This is a genomic window from Tardiphaga sp. 20_F10_N6_6, from assembly GCF_052076045.1.
GTDB lineage: Bacteria > Pseudomonadota > Alphaproteobacteria > Rhizobiales > Xanthobacteraceae > Tardiphaga > Tardiphaga robiniae.
In genome coordinates this window covers 3493277-3516611 of record NZ_CP197239.1, presented here as the reverse complement: position 1 = coordinate 3516611, position 23335 = coordinate 3493277, and the positions used below count along the sequence as shown (strand labels likewise).

At 63.4% G+C, this 23335-nt stretch carries 25 protein-coding genes; 17 read left to right on the top strand and 8 right to left on the bottom strand.

The window, feature by feature from the left end:
* Positions 1 to 388 precede the first annotated feature (388 nt).
* A complete protein-coding gene (locus AB7813_RS16975; protein ID WP_439074535.1) occupies positions 389 to 973 on the top strand; it encodes a L,D-transpeptidase in 585 nt (194 codons plus the stop codon).
* 164 nt (positions 974 to 1137) lie between these two features.
* Positions 1138 to 2199, top strand: a complete 1062-nt coding sequence (locus AB7813_RS16970; RefSeq protein ID WP_439083968.1) for a DUF2252 family protein — start codon at positions 1138 to 1140, stop codon at positions 2197 to 2199.
* Positions 2200 to 2220: 21 nt separating this feature from the next.
* On the opposite strand, the gene AB7813_RS16965 is transcribed toward AB7813_RS16970, so the two are convergent.
* Positions 2221 to 2961 carry an SDR family oxidoreductase gene (locus AB7813_RS16965; protein ID WP_439083969.1) on the bottom strand — a complete coding sequence of 247 codons (741 nt, stop codon included), beginning with the start codon at positions 2959 to 2961 and terminating at the stop codon, positions 2221 to 2223.
* Between the two features lie 124 nt (positions 2962 to 3085).
* Here AB7813_RS16965 and AB7813_RS16960 point away from each other — a divergent pair, with 124 nt between their 5' ends.
* From AB7813_RS16960 to AB7813_RS16950, 3 genes are all read left to right on the top strand, one after another.
* On the top strand, positions 3086 to 3979 hold the full coding sequence (locus AB7813_RS16960) for a LysR family transcriptional regulator (protein WP_439083970.1): 894 nt from the start codon (positions 3086 to 3088) through the stop codon (positions 3977 to 3979).
* Positions 3980 to 3987: 8 nt separating this feature from the next.
* Positions 3988 to 4878: a tRNA glutamyl-Q(34) synthetase GluQRS gene (gluQRS, locus tag AB7813_RS16955; RefSeq protein WP_439083971.1), complete on the top strand. Its 891-nt coding sequence runs from the start codon at positions 3988 to 3990 to the stop codon at positions 4876 to 4878.
* Between the two features lie 90 nt (positions 4879 to 4968).
* Positions 4969 to 6231, top strand: a complete 1263-nt coding sequence (locus AB7813_RS16950) for an ATP-binding protein (protein ID WP_439083973.1) — start codon at positions 4969 to 4971, stop codon at positions 6229 to 6231.
* Here AB7813_RS16950 and AB7813_RS16945 read toward each other — a convergent pair.
* On the bottom strand, positions 6158 to 7018 hold the full coding sequence (locus AB7813_RS16945) for a YihY/virulence factor BrkB family protein (protein WP_210269064.1): 861 nt from the start codon (positions 7016 to 7018) through the stop codon (positions 6158 to 6160). The genes AB7813_RS16950 and AB7813_RS16945 overlap by 74 nt on opposite strands.
* A gap of 199 nt (positions 7019 to 7217) precedes the next feature.
* On the opposite strand from AB7813_RS16945, the gene AB7813_RS16940 reads away from it, so the two are divergent.
* From AB7813_RS16940 to AB7813_RS16920, 5 genes are all read left to right on the top strand, one after another.
* A complete protein-coding gene (locus tag AB7813_RS16940) occupies positions 7218 to 7412 on the top strand; it encodes a twin transmembrane helix small protein (protein ID WP_068730376.1) in 195 nt (64 codons plus the stop codon).
* Positions 7413 to 7445: 33 nt separating this feature from the next.
* Entirely contained in the window at positions 7446 to 8018 is a 573-nt protein-coding gene (locus tag AB7813_RS16935) for a cob(I)yrinic acid a,c-diamide adenosyltransferase (RefSeq protein ID WP_089267625.1), read from the top strand.
* Between the two features lie 138 nt (positions 8019 to 8156).
* Positions 8157 to 8906 (top strand): electron transfer flavoprotein subunit beta/FixA family protein, encoded by a 750-nt coding sequence (locus AB7813_RS16930; RefSeq protein ID WP_089267624.1) that lies wholly within the window; start codon positions 8157 to 8159, stop codon positions 8904 to 8906.
* Positions 8906 to 9841: an electron transfer flavoprotein subunit alpha/FixB family protein gene (locus tag AB7813_RS16925; RefSeq protein ID WP_089267623.1), complete on the top strand. Its 936-nt coding sequence runs from the start codon at positions 8906 to 8908 to the stop codon at positions 9839 to 9841. The genes AB7813_RS16930 and AB7813_RS16925 overlap by 1 nt, the downstream gene beginning before the upstream one ends.
* Before the next feature lie 167 nt (positions 9842 to 10008).
* Positions 10009 to 10890 (top strand): 3-hydroxybutyryl-CoA dehydrogenase, encoded by an 882-nt coding sequence (locus tag AB7813_RS16920; RefSeq protein WP_089267834.1) that lies wholly within the window; start codon positions 10009 to 10011, stop codon positions 10888 to 10890.
* A gap of 279 nt (positions 10891 to 11169) precedes the next feature.
* On the opposite strand, the gene AB7813_RS16915 is transcribed toward AB7813_RS16920, so the two are convergent.
* Positions 11170 to 11553 (bottom strand): tautomerase family protein, encoded by a 384-nt coding sequence (locus AB7813_RS16915; RefSeq protein ID WP_439059914.1) that lies wholly within the window; start codon positions 11551 to 11553, stop codon positions 11170 to 11172.
* A 109-nt stretch (positions 11554 to 11662) separates the two neighbouring features.
* Between AB7813_RS16915 and AB7813_RS16910 the strand changes: the two genes are divergently transcribed.
* Together AB7813_RS16910 and AB7813_RS16905 are read left to right on the top strand one after the other, a co-directional pair.
* Positions 11663 to 12514 carry a LysR family transcriptional regulator gene (locus AB7813_RS16910; protein WP_439065115.1) on the top strand — a complete coding sequence of 284 codons (852 nt, stop codon included), beginning with the start codon at positions 11663 to 11665 and terminating at the stop codon, positions 12512 to 12514.
* Positions 12515 to 12586: 72 nt separating this feature from the next.
* Entirely contained in the window at positions 12587 to 12781 is a 195-nt protein-coding gene (locus AB7813_RS16905) for a putative motility protein (protein WP_439065114.1), read from the top strand.
* Positions 12782 to 12798: 17 nt separating this feature from the next.
* Here the strand turns inward: AB7813_RS16905 and AB7813_RS16900 are convergent, their stop codons facing one another.
* Positions 12799 to 13767, bottom strand: coding sequence for an AraC family transcriptional regulator (locus AB7813_RS16900; RefSeq protein WP_439065113.1), 969 nt, complete (start codon positions 13765 to 13767; stop codon positions 12799 to 12801).
* A gap of 68 nt (positions 13768 to 13835) precedes the next feature.
* Between AB7813_RS16900 and AB7813_RS16895 the strand changes: the two genes are divergently transcribed.
* Entirely contained in the window at positions 13836 to 15050 is a 1215-nt protein-coding gene (locus AB7813_RS16895) for an MFS transporter (protein WP_089267618.1), read from the top strand.
* Positions 15051 to 15091: 41 nt separating this feature from the next.
* On the opposite strand, the gene AB7813_RS16890 is transcribed toward AB7813_RS16895, so the two are convergent.
* The 3 genes from AB7813_RS16890 to tlpA form a co-directional block, all read right to left on the bottom strand.
* Entirely contained in the window at positions 15092 to 15469 is a 378-nt protein-coding gene (locus tag AB7813_RS16890) for a VOC family protein (protein ID WP_089267617.1), read from the bottom strand.
* Positions 15470 to 15488: 19 nt separating this feature from the next.
* On the bottom strand, positions 15489 to 15848 hold the full coding sequence (locus tag AB7813_RS16885) for a DUF1428 domain-containing protein (protein WP_089267616.1): 360 nt from the start codon (positions 15846 to 15848) through the stop codon (positions 15489 to 15491).
* Positions 15849 to 16000: 152 nt separating this feature from the next.
* Positions 16001 to 16687 carry a thiol:disulfide interchange protein TlpA gene (gene tlpA, locus AB7813_RS16880; RefSeq protein WP_439083974.1) on the bottom strand — a complete coding sequence of 229 codons (687 nt, stop codon included), beginning with the start codon at positions 16685 to 16687 and terminating at the stop codon, positions 16001 to 16003.
* Between the two features lie 129 nt (positions 16688 to 16816).
* On the opposite strand from tlpA, the gene argH reads away from it, so the two are divergent.
* The 4 genes from argH to AB7813_RS16860 all read left to right on the top strand — a co-directional run bounded on the left by argH (position 16817) and on the right by AB7813_RS16860 (position 22809).
* A complete protein-coding gene (gene argH, locus AB7813_RS16875; RefSeq protein ID WP_439065912.1) occupies positions 16817 to 18214 on the top strand; it encodes an argininosuccinate lyase in 1398 nt (465 codons plus the stop codon).
* 92 nt (positions 18215 to 18306) lie between these two features.
* On the top strand, positions 18307 to 18591 hold the full coding sequence (gene lptM, locus AB7813_RS16870; protein WP_068730373.1) for an LPS translocon maturation chaperone LptM: 285 nt from the start codon (positions 18307 to 18309) through the stop codon (positions 18589 to 18591).
* Between the two features lie 6 nt (positions 18592 to 18597).
* Positions 18598 to 19863 (top strand): diaminopimelate decarboxylase, encoded by a 1266-nt coding sequence (gene lysA, locus AB7813_RS16865; protein WP_068729188.1) that lies wholly within the window; start codon positions 18598 to 18600, stop codon positions 19861 to 19863.
* A 324-nt stretch (positions 19864 to 20187) separates the two neighbouring features.
* Entirely contained in the window at positions 20188 to 22809 is a 2622-nt protein-coding gene (locus tag AB7813_RS16860; RefSeq protein ID WP_439065112.1) for a TIGR02302 family protein, read from the top strand.
* 145 nt (positions 22810 to 22954) lie between these two features.
* Here the strand turns inward: AB7813_RS16860 and AB7813_RS16855 are convergent, their stop codons facing one another.
* Positions 22955 to 23332: a response regulator gene (locus tag AB7813_RS16855; protein ID WP_175365986.1), complete on the bottom strand. Its 378-nt coding sequence runs from the start codon at positions 23330 to 23332 to the stop codon at positions 22955 to 22957.
* Positions 23333 to 23335: the final 3 nt, after the last annotated feature.

The window sequence follows — 23335 nt, the reverse complement described above, 5'->3', positions numbered from 1 at the left end:
GTCTCAACAAGGCCGGCGAGACCCATGTGGAGTGTTCCGGCCCGCTTCGGCGGGCATCGCTGCTGCGGTTCCGTGGGAAGGCTCGCGCTGCGCGCCGGCCGACCCTCAAAGGCGATCGATCAACCTGAGGTTATTCGTGAGCCTGCGCGGCTGTGGCGCGATCACCACAGCGGCGTGCAAAGTGCAGTCCAGAGCTGTTCCATGAGCGAAATGACACGCTGTTGAGCCTGATTTGATCGCTCAGCCCTGTATGAGGTGCGGGTCGTCCGGGTTGGACGCGTTGCAGCAAGGGTTGGGAATGACAGGTTTGGGTGGATCACGCGGGCTGCGCCTTCTGGCGCTTTTGATGTTGCCCGCTGTGTTGGCAGGATGTGCAAGCAGCGGGGGGATGATGTCGTCCACCGGCTTTGGCGGTCCGTCCGCCAGCTATGCCGAGTTGAATGACGGCGGGCACACGCTGCCGGCCATCGACGTTTCCGGAATCGATTCGGCGATGCTGCGTCAGCGCGTCGCCTACCGCACCAAGGAGCCCGCAGGCACCATCGTGGTCGATACGGCCGCACGGCATCTCTATCTCGTGGAAGGCGACGGCAAGGCGATGCGCTATGGCATCGGCGTCGGCAAGGCCGGCCTCGCTTTCGCCGGCGCTGCGGTGATCAAGCGCAAGGCCGAGTGGCCGCACTGGAGCCCGACGGAAAACATGATGAACCGCGAACCCGCGCGCTACCGCAAGATGGCGGGCGGCATGGAGGGCGGCATCGATAATCCGCTCGGGCCGCGTGCGATGTATCTCTACCAGGGCGACCGCGACACCATGTTCCGCATTCACGGCACCACCGAGCCCGAGACCATCGGCCACGCCGTTTCCAGCGGCTGCATCCGGCTGATGAACCAGGATGTGGTCGATCTCTACAGCCGCGTGAAGATCGGTAGCCGCGTCGTCGTGATCCAGGGCGGCCGCGCCGAGTCCTGAGACGCGCCTTTGACCGAGAATTCAAAACGCCGGGTGTCTCTGATACCCGGCGTTTTGCGTTCGACGCCGCGAATTTTGCCATAGCCGGTTTCGTTGCACCGTTTTATGGTGCATCCTGAATTCAATACATCTTTTGATTGTTTTTGAGCGACCGCGAGGCCCAGATGTCTTTTCGCGAAGATAACAGCGCGTATGAGGATTGGCTGCGTGGCCAGTGCGACGTCGTGGAAAAGGACCTCAGGCTCAAGCACCGACTGATGCGCGAGGACCCCTTCGTCTTTTTGCGTGGCACGTATTTTCGGTGGGCAAGGAAGATCGAAGACCTCTGCCCGACATTATGCGATGCGCCGCATGTCCTGTGCGTCGGCGACGTCCATCTCGAAAACTACGGCACTTGGCGGGACGCCGAAGGGCGGCTGGTCTGGGGCATCAACGATTTCGATGAGGCGGCGAAGATGCCGTATCTGTTCGATCTCGTTCGTCTTACGACCAGCGCGCTGCTTGCGCCGGGCATGAGGCTTGGGAGAGCGGCAATCTCGCGTGCCATTCTCGCCGGCTACCGCAAGGGTCTGGCCGATCCCCATCCGGCTTTATTGGATCAACGCGAATTCTGGATGCGGCCCTATGCCGTTCGCGCACGCAAGAAGCCGGCGAAGTTTTGGAACGAGGTGAAGAAGTATCCGACCGCCAAGCCGCCCGCAAAGGTCGTCCAGGCACTGAAAAAGTCGCTGAAGGGCGCAACGATCGAGAGATTTGGCAGCCGTGTCGCGGGCACCGGCGGCCTCGGACGGCCACGATACGTGGCCGTCGCCACTGCGGAAGGGGGTTTCTGCCTGAGGGAGGCAAAGGCGCTCGTCCCTTCGGCATGGCTGTGGGCACATGGTAGCAAGTCGAGCATTTCGCATCTTCACGCCCTGGCGTTTGGACGCTATCGCGCGCCGGATCCGTTTCTGGCCATTGACGGCAAGTTCGTGATCCGCCGGCTGGCGCCGGATTCCCGCAAGATTGAACTCGGCAAGAGTCCGGGCGCCGAGCTGGCCAAACTGACCACGCAGCTATTGAACGCGATGGGGCAGGATCTCGCTGCCATTCACGTCGCGAGCAAGATCGGCGCTAAGGCTTTGCGCGCCGATCTCAGGAAGCGCCCTCCGGGATGGCTCGGAAAAGCCGCCAAGACCATGTCGGAACTGGTGGAGAGCGACTACCGCGCCTGGAAGAAGAAATGACGCGCGGCAGTCGCTCCGATCTCACACAAGCCCGCCATTGGCGCGCAGCACCTGGGCGTTGATCCAGCCGCCTTCAGGGCCGACCAGGAAAGCAACGGCATTGGCGATGTCCTCGGGTGTGCCGAGACGCTCCATTGGCGTCGCCTTGGCGAAACGCTCGATCAGTTCCGGCGACTTGCCATTGAGGAACAGGTCGGTTGCGGTCGGACCGGGTGCGATGGCGTTCACGGTAATCGAGCGGCCACGCATCTCTTTGGCCATGATGCCCGTCATGGTTTCGACCGCAGCTTTGGTGGCGGCATAGATGCCGTAGCTCTCGAGCTTGGTGCCAACCACGCCCGTGGAGAAGTTCACGACCCTGCCCCCGTCGCGCAGCCGCTTCGCCGCCTCGCGCATGGTGTTGAACGTGCCTTTCAGATTGACCGCGATCTGCTGGTCGAACGATGCGTCGTCGGCGTCGGCGAATTTCGCGAGCTTCATGATGCCGGCATTGTTGATCAGCACGTCGATGCCGCCAAAGGCGGTCTCCGCTGCATCGAACATCCCGCGCACAGCGGCGGGATCGCTGACATCGGCCTTGGCGGTAAGCGCGCGGCCACCCGCGGCTTCGATCTTTTGTGCGACAGCCTCGGCCAGCGCGGCATTGCCGGAGTAATTGACGATGACCGTAAAGCCGTCGCGGCCCAGCCGCTCGGCGATGGCTGCGCCGATGCCGCGGGATGCGCCCGTCACGATGGCTACTTTGTTGGATTGGTTGGTCATTTCGCTTCTCCTCGATGGGGGGCCGACTGGCCGAGCCGCTCTGATGGGAGAAACCTAGGCCATTCCATTTTCCGGATAATGATGCATTATCTGGCATCACAATCCGGATTTAGCGAACAAACCGATGGACCGTTTCGAGACAATGCGGGTGTTCACCCGGGTGGTGGAGCGGCGCAGCTTTACGGCGGCAGCGGAAGATCTCGGCCTGCCGCGGTCGACCGTCACCGACGCCGTGAAGCAGATCGAGGCACGGCTCGGCGTGCGGCTACTCGAGCGCACCACGCGGCTGGTGCGGCCGACGCTGGACGGCGAGGCCTATCACCAGCGCTGCCTGACGCTGATCGCCGATCTTGAAGACGCCGAAAGCGCGTTCTGCGGGGCCAAGCCCAAGGGGCCGCTGCGGGTCGATATGAACGGCACGCTGGCGCGCAATTTCGTGCTGCCGCATCTGCCGGACTTTCTCGCCGAATATCCTGATATCCAGCTCTATCTCAGCGAGGGCGACCGGCTGGTCGATCTGATCCGCGAGGGCATCGACTGCGTGGTGCGTGTCGGCGAGCTCCGCGACAGCGATATGGTGGCGCGGCGGCTGACCATGATGGACGAAGTCACCTGCGCCGCGCCGTCCTATCTCGCGCGCATGGGCGTGCCTTTGTCCATCGATGCGCTCGAAGGCCATCGCATGGTCGGCTATCACTCCTCGGCGACGGGCGCGGTGCTGCCGCTGGAATTTCAGGACAGCGGCGCGCTGCGTCTTGTCTCTTTGCGGGTGGCGATCACGGTGAACAGCGCGGAAAATTACGTGGCCATGGCGAAACTCGGCTTCGGCCTGGTGCAGGTGCCGCACTATCGGATCAAGGGCGAACTCGCCGATGGCACGCTGGTCGAGGTGCTGCCGCAACATCCGCCGACGCCGTCGCCCGTGTCGCTGCTCTATCCGCGCAATCGCCAGCTCTCGCCGCGGGTGCGTGTGTTCATGGACTGGCTGACGCGTGCTTTCGCGCGCGACCTGATCTAGGCAAACCTGTGATGGCCCCTGTTTTTCGCTTCGCACCCAGCCCCAACGGCTACTTGCATCTCGGCCACGCCGCTTCGGCGCTGCTGAATTTCGATCTGGCGCGCGAGGCCGGTGGCCGGTTGCTGCTGCGGATCGAGGATATCGATGCCACGCGCTGCCGGCCGGAATTCGAGGCGGCGATCTACGAGGATCTTGCCTGGCTCGGCATCGCCTGGGAGATGCCGGTACGGCGACAGTCGCAGCATTTCGCCGACTACCGCGCCGCGACCGAGCGGCTCGCCGCCATGGGACTGCTCTATCCGAGCTTCGAGAGCCGCGCTGAGATCGCGCGCATGATCGCGGCGGAAGAGGCGAAAGGGCCTTGGCCACGCGATCCCGATGGTGCGCCTCTCTATCCCGGCACTGCCAGATCGTTGTCGCCGCAGGCCGTCGCCGAACTCAGACAGGCAGATACGCCGATGGCGTTGCGGCTCGATATGACCAAAGCCATTGCGGCCAGCGGTCCGCTCACATGGACCGAGCAGGACACGGGTCCGGGCGGCGAGACGGGCACCGTCACCGCGCAACCGGATGCCTGGGGTGACGTGATCCTGGCCCGCAAGGAAACGCCGACCAGCTATCATCTCTCGGTTGTCCTCGATGATGCGCTGCAGGGCGTGACCCATGTGGTGCGCGGCCAGGATCTGTTCTGGTCGACCAGTGTGCACCGGTTGCTGCAGCAACTGCTCGGCCTGCCGCAGCCGGTCTATCGGCACCACCCACTGGTGCGCGATGGCACCGGCGCAAAACTGTCGAAATCGACCGGCTCCACCAGCCTGCGGGAGTTGCGGGCCGGGGGCACTACACCAGCGGATATCCGCCGCATGGTCGGGCTACCTGACCCGTCTGCCGCAAGTTAGCTGCAAGAAATTCGCAAGCCGGACCAGGCCCGCGGCGTGACTCCGCGCGCCCCGCCGTGGCATGGTGCCGCCGGGACAGGTGGGCAACATATGGCGCTGACATCGCGCTCTCCGCGCAAGATGCGGACGCGCACCAAGCAAACGCTGAAAAAGCGCGTGGCAAAGAAGCGTGCGGCGAAGAAGCCTGCATCGAAGCCGCGCGCCAAGCGCATGTCCCCGCGTGCCGATACGATGGTGGAAACCGCGCTGGCGGTGTTTGCCCATGAGGTGCGCACGCCGCTGACCGGCATTCTTGCGGTCAGCGATCTGCTGGCCACCTCCGATCTCGACGAGCGTGAGCGGCGCTGGGTCGAGACGATCAAGGCTGGCGCCGAACATCTGGCGGGTCTCGCGACATTGTTCGTCGATGCGGCGCGCAGCAGCAAATCCAGATTCGAACTGCGGCAGGATTTCTTCGATCTGCGCGCGCTTGCCCGCAACATCGGCGACTCGCTCGCGGGCCGCGCGGCTGCCAAGGGACTGCTGTCGCGGGTCGCGATCTCCGACAGACTGCCGGTGTTTGTGGTCGGCGATCCTGTGCGGCTCCGCGCGGCGCTGGAAAATCTAATCGACAATGCGGTGAAATTTACCGAGCAAGGCAATGTGGCGCTGAAGGTCTCGCCTGTGCGCATGGCGGGCAAAGTGGGCGTATCCTTCACCGTCTCCGATAGCGGCATCGGCCTCACGCTGGCCGAGATCAAGCGCCTGTTCAAACCGTTCTCGCAGGCCAATGTCTCGATCGCGTCGCGTTTTGGCGGTGCCGGCCTCGGCCTGTCGTCAGTCAAACAACTCGCCCGCGCCATGGGTGGCGACATCACGGTGGCGCAGAGCCGCGGTGGTGGGACAGTGTTCACGCTGACGGTCGGCCTCGACAAGACGAGTGGTCCGATCGCTATCATGTCGAGCGACGATGATGCTTCTGTTGCGCCGGGACAGGCGCTGCGGGTGCTGAGCGTCGAGGACAATCCGTTTGGTCGCGTCGTGCTCAATGCCATTCTCACCGAACTCGGTCATCAGGCCGAGTTTATCGGTCGTGGCGAAGCAGCTGCGGAGCGCGTCGCGCAGGGCACGTTCGATGCGGTGCTCATGGACATGGTGCTGCCGGGTATCGACGGCGTCGAGGCGATCCGGCAGATCCGTGCGCTGAAGGCGCCGCATGGCCGCGTCGCGATCATTGGGGTGTCCGGTCGCAGTGAAGACGAAGCCGCATCGCGTCAGGCAGGCGCCGACGCGTTCCTGATCAAACCGGTGTCTCCGCGGGCGCTAGCGACTGCGCTGCTTGAAGCGAGACGCCGTGGGGCAGCCGCGACTTGATGATGGCGGCATTGAGTTCGCCCCCGAACACGAAGATCGCCGCAATAAAGTACAGAAACACCAGCGCGATAATCACCGACGCCAGGCCGGCATACATCGTCACGTAATTGTTGGCGAAGCGCGCCAGATAAAGACCGAAGCCGATACCCGAGGCCAGCGACGCCAGCATCGTGAAGATGATGCCCGGCAGGATTTGACTGAAGGTGCGGCGGCCTGCCGGCAGCCACACATGCAGGATGAACAATGCGATCACCATGGCGACGATGGTGATGCCGTAACGCGCCACCGTCAGCAGCCGCTCGTTGTTCTCGACCATCAGCGGCACATAGCGCCGTACGATTTCCAGCATCAGCGGGCCGAGCACGATCAGGAACGCCATGGCCAGCGCAGTGACGGCAGCGACCAGCGTGTAGCCGATCGACTCCAGCCGCAACCAGTACCAGCGCCGCAGCTCGATCACCGAATATGCGCGGTTTAGTGCGACTCGCAGGCTCTCGACGCCGTTGGAGGCGAAATACACTGCGAGCACGAGACCGATGGTCAGCGCATCGCCGCGGGTAGTGGTCAGCACGTCGTGGATCTGCGAGGACAGGGCGCCGGCCACCTGATCGGGCCAGACCTCCAGCAGCAGGCCGACGGCCTGATCGGCGAGATTCTTGGAGCCGAAAAAGCCGGCCAGCGAGGCCAGCACGATCAGGAACGGAAACAGCGCCATCAGGGTGGAGAGGGCGATATGGCTGGCGATCGCCCAGCCGTCATCGGCAAGAAACGTATAGAAGGCGTCCATCACAACATCGTAGACGGTGCGTATCTGCCCCACGTGCCACCTGGTTCGGGATCGGTCCGGCAAATCACCGGCCCTCATGTTAGCTTCTGATATCTAACGCGAAAAAGCCAGATCGTTGCATTACGGCGCGCGCGTAACCGCTGTGCCATTTTGACGGTCGGCGATAGCGCAGCCTGTGGCGCAGTGTTATGTAGCTGATATGACGTCAACGCTCAGCAATATTATCCTCCCCATCGCGGTCGGCGCCGTTGCGCTGGTCCTGCTGCTTGGCCTGTTCAACATGATGCGCGGCGGCTCGCCGGATCGCTCGCAGAAGCTGATGCGGTGGCGCGTGGTGCTGCAATTCGTCGCCATTATCCTCACCATGGCCACCGTCTGGGCGATGGGCCGCTGACGCAAATTCCTTAACTGGCGCTGGATCAATTCGATGGTCGTTCTCAACCGCATCTACACCCGCACCGGCGATGACGGCACGACGGCCCTCGGCACCGGCGAACGTCGGCCGAAATACGATCTCCGCGTCAGCGCCTATGGAACCGTGGATGAGACCAATGCGGCGATCGGCGTGGTGCGATTGCATCTCGCCCATGCGCGGTCCCTAGATGCGATGCTCGGGCTGATCCAGAACGATCTGTTCGATCTCGGGGCCGATCTCGCGGTTCCGCAGCGCGAGGGCAAGGCCGAGCGGCTGCGCCTGCTGGCGAGTCAGGTCGAGCGGTTGGAGAACGATATTGACATGCTCAACGCGCCGCTGGCCGATCTGACCTCGTTTGTTTTGCCTGGCGGAACTCCAGCCGCCGCTCACCTTCATGTAGCCCGCACGATCTGCCGTCGTGCGGAACGGATCATAGTGGAACTCGCCGCCCAGCCCGATGAGCCGGTCTCGGATGCTGGTATCCAGTATATGAACCGGCTGTCGGACTTCCTGTTCGTCGCCAGCCGCTCGCAGAACGACAATGGTGCCGGCGATGTGCTCTGGGTGCCCGGCCAGAACCGGTAATTTCGGCTAAATCGGCTGGCCTAGAGACATTCGATTTTAGGGTCTGGCGCGTTGACCCCGTGTGGCAGGGGCTTTAGGTTCCGCGCCCAAGCTTCCGAGCAAGCTCTGAAACAATAAAACTCACACGAAAGAGGATCGATGAAGGTTCTGGTCGCGGTCAAACGGGTGGTCGATTACAACGTCAAGGTTCGCGTCAAGAGCGACGGATCGGGCGTCGAACTGTCCAACGTCAAGATGTCGATGAATCCGTTCGACGAAATCGCTGTCGAGGAAGCCCTGCGCCTGAAAGAGGCCGGCAAGGCAACCGAAGTGGTGGTGGTGTCGATCGGTCCCGCACAGGCGTCCGAAACCCTTCGCACCGGCCTCGCGATGGGCGCGGACCGTGGCATCCTCGTCAAGGTTGAAGGCACCGTCGAGCCGCTCGCCGTGGCGAAGATCCTCAAGGCCGTCGCCGATGAGGAAAAGCCGGGCCTGGTAATCCTCGGCAAGCAGGCGATCGACGACGACGCCAACCAGACCGGCCAGATGCTGGCCGCGCTGCTCGGCTGGCCGCAGGCGACCTTCGCCAACAAGCTGGTTGTCGAAGGCGACGACGTCACCGTGACCCGTGAAGTCGATGGCGGTCTGCAGACCGTCAAGCTCAAGGGACCGGCCATTGTCACCACGGACCTTCGTCTGAACGAGCCGCGCTACGCGTCGCTGCCGAACATCATGAAGGCGAAGAAGAAGCCGATCGACGAGAAGACCGCCGATGGTTACGGCGTCGATATTTCTCCGCGTCTTGAGATCATCAAGACCAGCGAACCGGGCGGCCGCAAGGCCGGCGTCAAGGTCAAGGACGTCGCCGAACTGGTATCGAAACTCAAGACTGAAGCCGGGGTGCTCTAATGCCGACATTGCTGCTTGCCGATCACGACAACGCCACCCTGAAGGATTCCACCAACAAGGCGCTCACCGCTGCCACCCAGATCGGCGGCGAGGTGCACATCCTCGTTGCCGGCCAGAATGCGAAGCCGGCCGCGGAAGCTGCCGCCAAGCTGCAGGGCGTCACCAAGGTACTGCTCGCCGACGACGCCTCTTATGCCCACGATCTTGCCGAGCCGCTGGCCGCGCTGATCGTGTCGCTGGCGCCCGCCTATGACGTGCTGATCGCCGCTGCGACCACGCGCTCGAAGAACGTGATGCCGCGCGTCGCCGCTCTGCTCGACGTGATGCAGGTGTCGGAAATCACCAAGGTCATCGCACCCGACACCTATGAGCGTCCGATCTATGCCGGTAACGCGATCCAGACCGTGAAGTCCAAGGATGCCAAGAAGGTCATTACGGTGCGTACCTCGACCTTCGGTGCAGCCGGTGAAGGCGGCAGCGCGGCGGTGGAAGACGCCAAGACGGCCGAGAATCCGGGTTTGTCGACCTTCGTCGGCGAGGACATGGCCAAGAGCGATCGTCCGGAACTGACCTCGGCGAAGATCATCGTGTCCGGTGGCCGTGCCATGCAGAGCCGCGAGAACTTTGCCAAATACATCGAGCCGCTCGCCGACAAGCTCGGCGCCGGTGTCGGCGCCTCGCGCGCCGCGGTGGATGCCGGTTATGCCCCGAACGACTGGCAGGTCGGCCAGACCGGCAAGGTCGTGGCTCCGGAGCTGTATATTGCCATCGGCATTTCCGGCGCGATCCAGCATCTCGCCGGCATGAAGGACTCCAAGGTGATCGTCGCGATCAACAAGGACGAAGACGCGCCGATCTTCCAGGTCGCCGATTACGGCCTGGTCGCCGACCTCTACCAGGCCGTGCCGGAGCTGACCGAAGCACTCGGCAAGTAGAGGCCCAGCGGGCAAGGATTTGGCAAATAAGGCCTTGCTGAATTAGGGCTTTGCGCCTCAATTAACGACATCGGCCGGAGTGACTGACTCCGGCCGATATTTTATGTAAAGATAGCTTTCCGAACGCGGCATGCGCGGGCGGCGTGTTCCCAGAGATGACAAGCAAGATGGCGGTTATGATCAAGAAAGTCGGCGTGATCGGCTCGGGCCAGATGGGCAATGGCATTGCGCATGTGGCTGCATTGGGCGGCCTCGAAGTTGTGCTGAACGATGTCTCTGCCGACCGCCTGAAGTCTGCCATGGCGACGATCAACGGCAACCTGTCGCGTCAGGTGTCGAAGAAGGTCATCACCGAGGATGCACGCAAGGCCGCGCTGGATCGCATCACCTCGTCGGACACGATGGACGGCCTTGCCGATTGCGATCTCGTGATCGAATCCGCCGTCGAGAAGGAAGAGATCAAGCGCAAGATCTTCCACGATCTCTGCGCTGTGCTGAAGCCGGAGGCAATCATCGCCTCCAACACATCGTCGATCTCGATCACGCGCCTCGCCGCGTCGACCGACCGTCCCGAGAAGTTCATCGGCATTCACTTCATGAATCCGGTGCCGTTGATGGAGCTGGTCGAACTGATCCGCGGCATTGCCACCGATGACGCGACCTTCGATGCGTCCAAGGACTTCGTCACGAGGCTCGGCAAGCAGATCGCCGTCTCGGAAGATTTCCCGGCCTTCATCGTCAATCGTATTCTTTTGCCGATGATCAACGAGGCGATCTACACGCTGTATGAAGGTGTCGGCAATGTCGAAGCCATCGATGCGGCGATGAAGCTCGGTGCGCATCACCCGATGGGCCCGCTCGAACTCGCCGACTTCATCGGCCTCGATACGTGCCTGTCGATCATGCAGGTGCTGCACGAAGGCCTTGCCGACTCCAAGTATCGGCCGTGCCCGCTGCTGGTGAAATATGTCGAAGCCGGCTGGCTCGGTCGCAAGACCCAGCGCGGTTTCTACGACTACCGCGGTGAGAAGCCGATCCCGACGCGTTAAGGCGAAGCGCTCGTCTTTTTTAAGATAGACGCTGTCATTGCCGGGCTTGACCCGGCAATCCACCTTTACGCATGCAAGGAAGAAGGACGGATCCGCGGGTCATCCAGCGAAGCTTGCTTCGCGCTGCCTGCGGATGACGACGGTGTGTGTGGTTGGCCTCGCGGCCAAGTTAAACCAACATCCGCATCAAGCTCACCGTCGCCGGCACCATCCCGACGATCGTCGCCATGCCCATGCCGACTCCGCACAGATGCGCCATCAATGTCTCGCGCTGCGTAATCATGTCACGTACTGCGCCACGCCATGGCCAAACGACCAGTTCTCCGGCAGCACCTCGACGAGGTTGATGAAGACGTCTTCGGGCCGCAGGCCCGGTCTGTCAGTCAGCTTCTCGACGATCCGTTTGTAGAGCGCCTGCTTCTGCTCACGAGGGCGGGTGTTACTGACCGTCAGCTGGATGATGACCAGGTCATCGGTCCGGCGAATGCCGAGATAATTCGGATCATAGATGAAAGTGCCATCCTCGTGCTCCGAGATGGTGACGAAACGATCGCCCTCCGGGACGTTGAAGGTCTCGCGCAGCGCCTGATAGACGCCTTCGGCGATCGCCTCCCGATAGGCGGCGGGCTTGCCCTTCTTCAGTGAAATGCGAACCAGCGGCATGGTGGTCTCCTGTCGTTCAAATCCGATCCAACAAACCTAATCCCATATTGATCATTGGAAAATCGTATGAAATAATATTTCAATGATGTCAGATTGAAATGATTGGCCGATGAAAGCGCTCGATATCGAGGCCGTGCAGGCCTTCGTGCTGGTGGCCGATCTCACCAGCTTCACCCGCGCCGCCGAGGCGATGGGAAGCACGCAGTCGGCGATCAGCCTGAAGATCAAGCGGCTGGAAAGCGGGCTGGGCAAGCGCCTGCTGGAGCGAACGCCGCGGCTGGTGCGCCTGTCGTCGGAGGGAGCGGCTTTTCTGGCCTCCGCGCGAAATCTCGTCGCGGCGCATCAGTCGGCGATGGGCTCATTCGCTGCGGAGCGGCGGCGTCTCGTGGTGGGGATCAGCCATCATCTCGTCGGCGCCGATCTTGCCGACGTGTTGAAACGCATGAGCGCGACCGATCCGTCCCTGGTGATCGAATTGCGGATCGAGTCATCGCGGGTCCTGCTGTCAGCCTATGACGCTGGCGATCTCGACGCGGCGATCGTGTTGCGGGTCGACAGGCGACGTGGTGACGGCGAGGTCTTGATGGAAGAACCATTTGGCTGGATGGGCACACTGGATTTTCGGCACGCGCCCGGTGAGCCGCTACGACTCGCGGCGCAGTCCGCGCCATGTACGGTCCGTTCGGCGGCGATTGCGGCACTCGATGGGGCTGGCATTCGGTGGACCGAAGCCTTCGTTGGCGGCGGCGTTGCGACCATCGGCGCGGCGATCTCCGCCGGCCTCGCCGTTGGTGCGCTGGTCCGCCGTGTTGCTCCCGCCGGCAGCATCGATCTTGGCCCACGCCTCGGTCTGCCGAAATTGCAGGATGCCGAGACGATGCTGCATTCCAGCCTCACCGATGCGAGGGCGCGCGGCGCGCTGCGCACACTGGGCGCAGCATTTCGGGCGAATGCTGGCTGATTGTTGCACGAGGTCAACATTCGTTAACCCCGCATCGCTATACCGGCGGTACGACGTTACGGAGTGTTTCTGATGGATATGGCTTTGGTTGCCAGCGCGCTTGCCATGAAGGCAGCGGGAACGCAGCAGCAGATTTCGACCTCGATCATGAAGTCGAATGCCGACATGGAAAAGAACACTGTGCTCTCGCTGCTCGGTGGCGCGCAGCAGGCCTCGCAGGCCAATCTCGGCGCGGGCGTCGGCGGCAACGTCGATATCGCCGCCTAAGGCGCTGTCGAACCTGGCTACTGCTCTTTGGAAGCAGCAGTCAGCGTCGCGCGAAAATGGCTCGGTGGCGCGCCAATGATGCGCTTGAAGGCGCGGCTGAACGCGGCTTCCGATTCATAGCCAAGCCGACGTGCGACGACCGCGATCTTCAAGCGGTCGCGAGTGAGCCACTGCTTTGCTTCCTGCATCCGCAATTGCGCGACGTAACGGGCCGGTGTCTGGCCGACGACATTGGCGAAGCGCAACGCAAATGCCGAGCGTGACGCATGCATGACGTTGGCCAGCGCCTCGACGGTCCAATCCCTGGTCGGGTCGCGATGGATCGCAGCGAGAACCCGGCCGATACCGGGATCGCGCGCTGCCGCGACCCAGCCGGCAGAGCCGCAGCCCTTCTCCACCCAGTTGCGGATCAGTGCAGCGGCGACAACATCGGCCAGCCGCGTCAGCATGCCGCCGGCACCGACGCGATCCAGCGCCAGTTCGGACGTCATCGCCTCAAGCAGATGCGGGATGGCGGGCTCGTCGGTGGCAAGTTCGTGCATCTGCATCAGCTCAGGCATCATCAGAAGTAACGGGTGCTGGCTGTCGAGGTTGAAGGTCATGCCGGCACCGAACAGCACGGTTTCTTCGCCATCTCTATTGCCACCGCTGCAGGTGTCGAGGATGCCGCAGCACACCGGCTCGAACTGGCAATTCTCGACCGGTGCCGGGAAGGCATCGGGTGAACTCGCCAGCGCGTGTTCCGCGCCGCGCGGCAGCAAGACGGCATCGCCTGGTTCAAGGCGGACCCACGCGTTATCCAGAGTTCGCAGCCAGCAGCCGCGCTCGGCGACGAAGTGGAATTGCGCCTTCGGCCGTGCCGGGAATACCAGCCCCCATGGCTCGGTCATGCGGCAGCGGACGTAATCGACGCCCTCAATCTTCAAGCCCCGGAGCATTTCAGTCAGGGGGTGAGTGGCGACAGTTGTGGACGAATGATCAAGCATTGAGGGTTTTCTAGCATGGAAACTCCAGGAGGTCACCTCCATCTCCGGGGTCCCTGCTGGAGACTGCCATGACTGATTCCGCCACTGCCGCACTTGATGCCGATGTTTCTCCAATAACCAATGAGCGGACGAACGCAGCCTGGGCGGCTGTTGTCTCCTTAATGCTTGGCGCGTTCAGCCAGGTCACGGCTGAATTCCTGCCCGCCAGCCTGCTCACGCCGATCGCCACCGATCTCGGTGTCTCGGTCGGCGCTGCCGGGCAGGTGGTGACCGCGACCTCCCTTGTCGGGATCATCGCCGGACTTGCGACGGCCATTGTGACACGCGCCATGGATCGCCGCGTCGTCCTGTGGTCGCTCACGGTGCTGCTGATCGTGTCCAATCTGCTGTCGGCTACCGCGAGCAACCTTCCAATCCTGTTGCTTGCCCGCGTGCTGCTCGGCATCAGTCTCAGCGGCTTTTGGGCAATGGCAACGGCCACCGCGATGCGGCTTGTTCCGGCGGAGGCGCTGCCGCGCGCGATCTCGCTGATTTTCAGCGGCGTTTCGATCGCCACCGTCAGCGCTGCGCCCATCGGTGCATATCTTGGAGATCTGTGGGGCTGGCGGAACGTGTTCTTGCTGGCGGCCGCTGTCGGCGCCGTCGTGCTCGTCTTTCAGGTGCTGACGCTGCCGCGCTTGCCGCCGCTCACATCACCGGATGTGCGCACGCTGTTCGTGCTGATGCGTCGGCCCAGTGTCCGGCTTGTGATGATCGCAATCGCCGTCAGTATCTCGGGCCACTTCGCCGGATTCACTTACGTCCGGCATTTCCTCGAACAAGTGCCGCAGCTTCCGGTCACTGCGATCTCGCTCGTCCTGCTGGCTTATGGCGTTGGCGGTTTCTTCGGCAATTTCGCGGGCGGGGTGCTTGTCGCCCGTAGTGCGAAACTTGCGATCGTCACGGGATCTGCGGCCATCGCCGTGCTCGCGCTGGTGCTGTTTGTCTTTGGCGCTTCGGGCCTTGTCGCGGGCATCGCGGTTGGTCTCTGGGGTTTTGCCTTCGGCGTGCTGCCGGTTGGCTTCCAGACATGGATGGTGCGGGTCGCATCGGACGAAGCTGAATCTGCGGGCGGCCTGCTCGTCTCGGCTTTCCAGGTCGCGATCACGGTTGGCGCAGTCGTTGGCGGCATTCTAGTCGATGGTTTCGGCCCGTTCGGTGCCGTTGGTTATCTCGCAGCGGCGACACTGGCGGGCGCGCTGCTCGTATTGCTGTCGCGCAGCGGCGGCGAAGTGCCGGCCTGAAGCGCGAAGGGAGGCAGCAGCCTGCTGCCTCCCGGCTTCTCTTACGCGACCGGTGTGATCCAGCCGATCCCGGCACCGCCGGGCTGCAGCAGGATTGCGAGCCGGCCGACATCGGGAATGTCGAATACCGGCCGCATCAGCGTCGCGCCGGCCGCGACAGCTTTCTTCACACGCGCATCGACGTCGTCGACCGCGAGATACGGCATCCAGCCATCGGGGACATTCTCGTAGCCCGGGCCTTCCGCGTGGAAGATGCCGCCGACCGGCACATTGTCCATCATTGCGATCCAGTAGATGCCGCCGCCCGCCAGCTTCTTGGCCTGATAGGTCCAGCCGATGGTCTCCTGATAGAAGGCTTTCGCGCGCTCGGGATCGCGCGTCACGAATTCATTCCAGTTGAAATGGCCGTGCGGCGTCATGGCGTCCTCCGTTGTTGCGTCAGACTGAAACCAGCGTCTTGAAGCCACCATAGATCATGCGCTTGGCATCGAACGGCATCGCCTTCGGATCCATCATCTTGGCGAGGCGCGGATCCTTCATCACTTTGGCGTTGATGCGGTCGCGATCTTTGCGCGTCTTGTAGATGATATAGGAAAACACAACGGTCTCGTCGGGTTTCAGTTTCACGCTGCGCGGGAACGATGTCCATTTGCCGACGCTGACGTCATCGGCGACACATTCCTGATAGTCGAGTGCGCCGTATTCGCGCCAGATTTTGCCGGCCTTGCGCGCGATGGCGGCATAGGCTTTCAGCTTCTTCTTCGGCACCGGAACGAGGAATCCGTCGATATAGGCCATTGGTCGTTTCTCCCTGCTGTCATGCGTCGGCGCCGGGCGCGCGTGGCCCGGTTGTTTTCAAGACGAACGCAATTGCGTTCATCCGACAGCATTCTGGAGAATTTTGCGATCCGCGCAGGCGGCCGTATGTCGCAGTCGTCTGTGCCGCTACCTCAGAAGCTTGCCGCGGCGGGCTTCACCGCCGCTTTCAGCAGCTTGATGGCATCTTCGCTGTCCCACTCGGCAGGGCCGGCGATGGTCGCGATCTCGCAGCCCTTGCCGTCGATCAGCACCGAGGTCGGCATACCCAGTGCACGGCCGATGCCCTTGAGGTCCTGGAACACCTTGGCTGAGGTGTCGGTGAAATAATCCAGCCGGTTGAGGCCGCCGTCTTTCAGAAAGGCCTTCGGCTTCTCGGCGTCGCGGGTGTCGATATTGATCGCAACGACCTGGAAATCCGGGCCGCCGAGCTTGGTCTCGAGGTTGTTCAGCGCCGGCATTTCCTTGCGGCAGGGCACGCACCAGGTGGCCCACAGGTTCACCAGCACCGTCCGGCCGCGCCAGTCGGACAGCTTCTTCTCCTGGCCGTCGGCATCCCTGAAAGCGAGGTCCGGCAGTTTCAGCGGCGTTCTGGCCATGGTCAGGCCGGCGACTTCGCCGCGCGCCAGCGGTTCGATCTTCTTCGACAGTGCGATGGCCGGCGCGCAGGTCGGATCGCTCGGCGCAGCCTGCTGCCGCAGCCGATCCATATTGGATACCGCGGCAAAGCCGATCACGGCGCCGACGAGCACCGCGCCGAGCACGATCAGGCGGCGTTTGGCCGGACGGGGGGCAGGCTGGTCGGGCATAGGGTTTGTCATTCGGTCTCAGTTAGGGCTATGCAACGGTTGGCGACGGACGATCCGTCGGCTGCGGTTAAAGATGAGTGACAATTCATGGCTTCGCGCAAGGGCAACGGCAAGTCCAGCAATGACGGTAAGGGCTCCAATGTGAGCAACAAGATGTGGGGCGGGCTGTTCGATGAAAGCCCCGACGCCATCATGGAGGAAATCAATGTCTCCATCGACGTCGATCGCCACCTCTATGCCCAGGACATCACCGCGTCCAAGGCCCATGCTGCGATGCTTGCCAGGCAAGGGATTATCACCGCGAAAGATGCGAAAAATATCGCAGGCGGTCTAGACACGATCCTGTCAGAGATCACCAAGGGGGCGTTCACATTCAAGCGTGCGCTCGAAGACATTCACATGAATGTGGAGAGCCGGCTCGGCGAGCTGATCGGCCCGGCCTCCGGCCGCCTGCATACCGCGCGTTCGCGCAACGACCAGGTCGCGACCGACTTCCGTCTGTTCGTGCGCGATACCATCGACGAGATCGATGCGGCCTTTGCGTCGCTGCAGCGGGCACTGGTCGATCGTGCGCTGGAGCATGCCGACACGGTGATGCCCGGCTTCACCCATCTGCAGACCGCGCAGCCGGTGACCTTCGGTCATCATCTGCTGGCCTATGTGGAAATGGTGTCGCGCGATCGCGGCCGCTTCGCCGATGCGCGCAAGCGCCTCAATGAAAGCCCGCTCGGCGCCGCTGCGCTGGCCGGTACCTCATTCCCGATCGATCGCCATGCCACAGCCAAGACGCTGGGCTTCGATCGCCCGATGGCGAATTCGCTCGATGCGGTGTCGGACCGCGATTTCGTACTCGAGACGCTGTCGGCGGCTTCGATCGCGGCCGTACATCTGTCGCGCTTCGCCGAGGAGATCGTGATCTGGACCTCGCCGCTGGTCGGCCTCGTCAGACTCTCGGACAAGTTCACCACCGGCTCCTCGATCATGCCGCAGAAGCGCAATCCGGATGCGGCCGAACTGGTCCGCGCCAAGACCGGCCGCGTGATCGGCTCGCTCACCGGATTGTTGATTGTCATGAAGGGCCTGCCGCTGGCCTATCAGAAGGACATGCAGGAGGACAAAGCGGGCGCGATGGAGGCCTATTCGGCGCTATCGCTGGCGATCCGCGCGATTGCCGGCATGGTCCGCGATCTCGTGCCCAATGAGGAGCGCATGAAGCTTGCTGCCGGCGAGGGCTATGCCACCGCCACCGATCTGGCGGACTGGCTGGTGCGAACGCTGAAAATGCCGTTCCGCGAGGCGCACCACGTCACCGGCCGGATCGTCGGCATCGCCACCAAGAAGGGCGTGGCGTTGCACGAGCTCGACCTGAAGGAGATGCAGGCGGTCGAGCCGAAGATCACCGCAGAGGTGATGAAGGTGCTGTCGGTGGAATCCTCGGTGAAGAGCCGGGTCAGCTATGGCGGCACGGCGCCGAAGAATGTGACGTCGCAGGCGAAGGCCTGGCTCAAGCGACTGGAAAAAGAGCGGAAATTGGGCTGAGCGGGCTTGGCGTGCGAAAATTCAATGGATTTCGGGGTCTCGCCAGAGCGCAGCAATCTTTGTATGGTGCGCCCGCATTTGGGGATTTCGCTGTGACTTGTCCGACCCGCCCTGCGTCCGCGCGATGGGCCATTCTCGTTCTGACCGCTTCTGCTTTGGCGCTGGCTGGCTGCGGCCGTAAAGGCGGCCTCGATCTGCCGCCACAGGCGTCTGCGCAGCCGATGGGTACCGGCGCTCCAGCGGCGGATCCCGATGCACAGTCGGCTGCCAGCAAGGGCAGGGACGTGTTCGCGCCCTCGAACGGTGTCGATGAGGGCCCGCCGGCGGCGACCCGTGGTCGCAAGAAGCCGTTCCTGCTCGATCCGATCCTGGACTAACTCGCCATGCGCCATTTCGACTATCGCAACGGCGTGCTGCACGCCGAAGGCGTTGATATTGCCGAAATGGCGGATGCCGTCGGCACGCCATTCTATTGCTATTCGACCGCGACGCTGGAGCGGCACTACCGCGTCTTCACCGAGGCCTTTGCCGATACAAAGGCCCTCGTCTGTTACGCCATGAAGGCGAATTCCAACCAGTCGGTGCTGCGCACGCTGGCGAAGCTTGGCGCTGGCGCCGACGTGGTCTCCGGTGGTGAGTTGAAGCGGGCGCTGGCCGCCGGCATCCCGCCGAAGAAGATCGTGTTTTCCGGCGTAGGCAAGACCGCGGACGAGCTGCGGTTGGCGCTCGACGAGGACATTCTCTGCCTCAATATCGAGTCGGAGCCCGAGCTCGCATTGCTGTCGGAGATCGCCAGCGAGACCGGCCGTACAGCGCGGATCTCGATCCGCGTGAATCCCGATGTCGATTCCGGCACGCATGCCAAGATCTCCACCGGCAAGTCCGAAAACAAGTTCGGCATTCCCATCAGCAAGGCACGCGAGGTCTATGCCCGTGCCGCGAAGCTGCCGGGCATTGAGGTGACCGGCGTCGACATGCATATCGGCAGCCAGATCACCGATCTCGCCCCGATGGAGCAGGCATTTCGCATCCTGGCCGATTTCGTCACCGTGCTGCGCAACGACGGCCACACGATTTCGCATGTCGATTTCGGCGGCGGCCTCGGCATTCCCTATTACGAGGACCGCGCCGCGCCGCCGGAGCCGATGGCCTATGCGGCCATGGTCAAGCGCGTGACGCATAATCTTGGCTGCACGCTGATGTTCGAGCCCGGCCGCATGATCGTCGGCAATGCCGGCATTCTTGTCGCGCGCGTGATCCATGTGAAGCATGGCGACGGCAAGACCTTCGTCATCATCGATGCTGCCATGAACGATCTGATCCGGCCGACTCTGTACGAGGCCTATCACGAGATCCTGCCGGTAGCGGCGCCCGCACCCGGTGCAAAGCTGTCGGCCGTCGACGTCGTCGGCCCGGTCTGTGAAACCGGTGATTATCTGGCGCTGGACCGCAAGCTGCCGGAGCTGAAGTCCGGCGATTTGCTCGCGATCATGACCGCCGGTGCCTATGGCGCCGTGCAGGCGGGAACCTACAATACCCGCGCGCTGGTCCCGGAAGTGCTGGTGAAGGACGACCAGTATGCGGTGGTTCGCCCGCGCATCGAAGTCGAGCAGCTGATCGCCATGGACAAGGCCGCGCCCTGGTTGTGAGGCGGTGATTTACCTCTCCCCGCTCTGCGCGGGGAGAGGTCGCCGCGCCTTCGCGGCGGGTGAGGGGCGGGGCACGGGGCTCTCTTCAAGCTCAAGCGAGGTAAGCGGATCTCGAGGAGCCCCTCACCCCACCCTCTCCCCGCAAGAGCGGGGCGAGGGAGCGCACTGCGGGCGTTCCCCTACAAAGACCCCTCACGCCTTCGTGACCCCAATCGCTCCGAATCGACTTAGGCTCAGGCTTTGCATGTGCACGGATGGCCCTTGTGCCATGCCTCATTGCCGCCGCCGTGCTAGTGTGTCGTGCGGTAACATCGGAGATCGTCGTTGAGCGCTGCGCCCCCCGACCGACCAGACCCCCAACGCGACGTACATGCCGATCGTCAGGCGGCGGCACAGCTTCAGCTCGCGCAGGCGCTGCAGCGCGCCCGGCTGGCGATTGGCTGGGAGCGGGGGTGGCCGCATCTGGCCCGGCTGCTCAGTGTCGTCGGGTTGTTTCTGGCGGCGTCCTGGGCCGGTCTGTGGCTGACGCTTCCCTTCACGGCGCGTGCCATCGGTCTTGCGTTGTTCGTCATCGCTGCGCTGGCGACGCTCGTTCCTCTCCTGAAGTTTCGCTGGCCATCGCGTGAAGAGGGCTTGTCGCGCCTCGATCGCGGCACCGGCATTGCGCATCGTCCCGCAACGGCGCTGACCGACACGCTGTCGTCGCAGGACCCGATGGCCCGGGCGCTGTGGCTGGTTCAGCGCGAGCGTACGCTGGCCTCGCTCAAGAAAATCCGCGCTGGCCTGCCGTCGCCGCGCCTCGCGATCCATGACCCCTGGGCGCTGCGCGCCATCGTGATCGTGCTGCTGTTCGCCACCTGGTTTGCCGCCAGTGGCGAGCGCGGCGCACGCATCATGGCGGCGTTCGACTGGAACGGCGTGCTGGCGCCGGCGAATGTGCGTGTCGATGCCTGGATCACGCCGCCGCCTTACACCGGCAAGCCGCCGATCATCCTGTCTGCCGCCAACAAGGATGCGTCCACGGCCGATGCCGCTGCATTGCCGGTGCCGTCGGGCTCGACGCTGATCGTGCGCTCCAGCGGTGGTGCGCTTGATGTCGTTCTCACCGGCGGCGTCGCTGACGTGGCGCCGACGGCGGAAGCCCCGAAGGGCACCAACGAAAAGCATTTCACCATCACGTCTGACGGGACGGCACATGTCCGTGCGCCGTCCGGCCAGCCGCAGTGGAAGTTCACGGCAACGGGTGATCGTCCGCCGACCATCGCGCTCGCCAAGGACCCGGAGCGTCAGGCGCGGGGTTCGCTGCAGATGTCCTACAAGCTCGAGGACGACTACGGCGTTACCGAAGCCCATGCGCAATTCGCCGCGCGTCCCGCCGAGAGCAAGGATGGCATCAAGGAAGCCGCCAAGCCGCGGCCGCTGTTCGATGCGCCGTCATTTGCGCTGGTGCTGCCAAATGCGCGCACGCGCAACGGTGTCGGCCAGACCGTCAAGGATCTCAGCGAGGATCCCTATGCCGGCGCCGATGTCACGCTGACGCTGACCGCGAAGGATGAGTCGGGCAACGAGGGCAAGAGCGAGCCGTTCAACATGCGGCTGCCGGAGCGGCTGTTCACCAAGCCGCTGCCGCGCGCGCTGATCGAACAGCGCCGTATCCTGGCACTCGACGCCAATCAGCGCGGTCAGGTCTCCTTCGCGCTGCAGGCCCTGATGATCGCGCCGGAAGCTTTCACGCCGGAAGCCGGCCAGTATCTCGGGCTGCGCAGCGTTGCCACCCAGATCGAACGCGCCCGCACCGATGCGGCCCTGAAAGAAGTCGTCGCCAGCCTGTGGGCGCTCGCCGTCACTATCGAGGACGGCGACATCACCGATGTCGACAAGGCGCTGAAGGCGGCACAGGACGCGCTGAAGCAGGCGCTGGAGCGCGGCGCCAGCGACGAGGAGATCAAGAAGCTCACCGAGAACCTGCGTGCGGCGCTGGATAACTTTCTGAAGCAGCTCGCCGAGCAGATGAAGCAGAATCCGCAGCAGCTGGCGCGTCCGCTCGACAAGAACACCAAGGTCATGCGGCAGCAGGACCTCAACAACATGATCGAGCGCATGGAGCGGCTGTCGCGCTCCGGCGACAAGGATGCCGCCAAGCAACTGCTCGAACAGATGCAGCAGATGCTGGAAAACCTGCAGATGGCGCAGCCCGGCCAGTCCGGTGACAGCGAGATGGATCAGGCGATGAACGAGCTTGGGGACATGATCCGCAAGCAGCAGCAGTTGCGCGACAAGACCTTCAAGCAGGGCCAGGACCAGCGCAACGAGCGCCGCCGCGGCAAGCAGGGCGAGCAGGGTATGGGCGATCTGCAGCAGGATCAGCAGAATCTGCGCGACCGCCTCAAGCAGCTGCAGGACCAACTCGCCAAGCAGGGTATGGGTCAGGGTCAGAAGGGCCAAAAAGGACAGCAGGGGCAAAAAGGACAGCAGGGCCAGCAAGGGCAGGGCCAAGGTCAAGGCGGCGACGATCAGGCGGACGCCGATGGTGACGGCGACGGTGATGGTCTCGGTGATGCCGACAGCGCCATGGGCGATGCCGGCGGTCAGCTTGGCGAGGGCAATGCCGATGGCGCTGTGGGTTCGCAGGGCAAGGCACTCGATGCGCTCCGCAAGGGCGCCCAGAAGCTCGCGCAGGCCATGCAGCAGGGCGAAGGTGAAGGCCAGAACGACGGCCCCGGCAACAATCCTGGCCGCCAGCAGAGCGGTGGCCGGCAAAGCGATCCGCTCGGGCGTCCGCTGCGTGGCCGCGAACTTGGCGACGACCTCACGGTGAAGATTCCTGGCGAGATTGACGTGCAGCGCGTGCGGAGAATCCTGGAAGAGCTGCGTCGTCGCCTCGGCGACACGACGCGGCCGCAGCTCGAACTCGATTACATCGAGCGGCTGCTGAAGGATTATTGAGGGCGGACGTCGGTCTGCGCCAGCGCGTAGGATGGGTAGAGCGTCTTCGCGAAACCCATCACTTTCCGTGTGGTGGCTGATGGGTTTCGCTTCAGCGCAAGTGCGCCTGCGCTCTACCCATCCTACGAAGACGGCGGGCGCCCGCTTATCCCTTGTTCTTCACCGCCAGCGCGTCCGCCACGGCCGTGCGGATATCCGCCACGGAAAACGGCTTCGTCACCACATCGTGCACAATGGCATTCAGGCCCGTCGCGCGCTCGCGCTGGTCGGCGTAACCGGTCATCAGCAGGATTGTCAGTTCGGGAAAATCGCGCGCGACGGCCAGCGCCAGCGCGATGCCGTCCATGACAGGCATCTTGATGTCGGTCAGCAGCAGGTCGAATGCGCCGCCCTGCTCGGTAAGGATTTCCAGCGCCTCGGCGCCGTCTTCGGCCGTGACGATCTCGTGGCCATCCATGGCGATGGCGCGGCCGACCAGCAGCCGCATCGATTCTTCGTCATCAGCAATCAGGATACGCGCCACGAC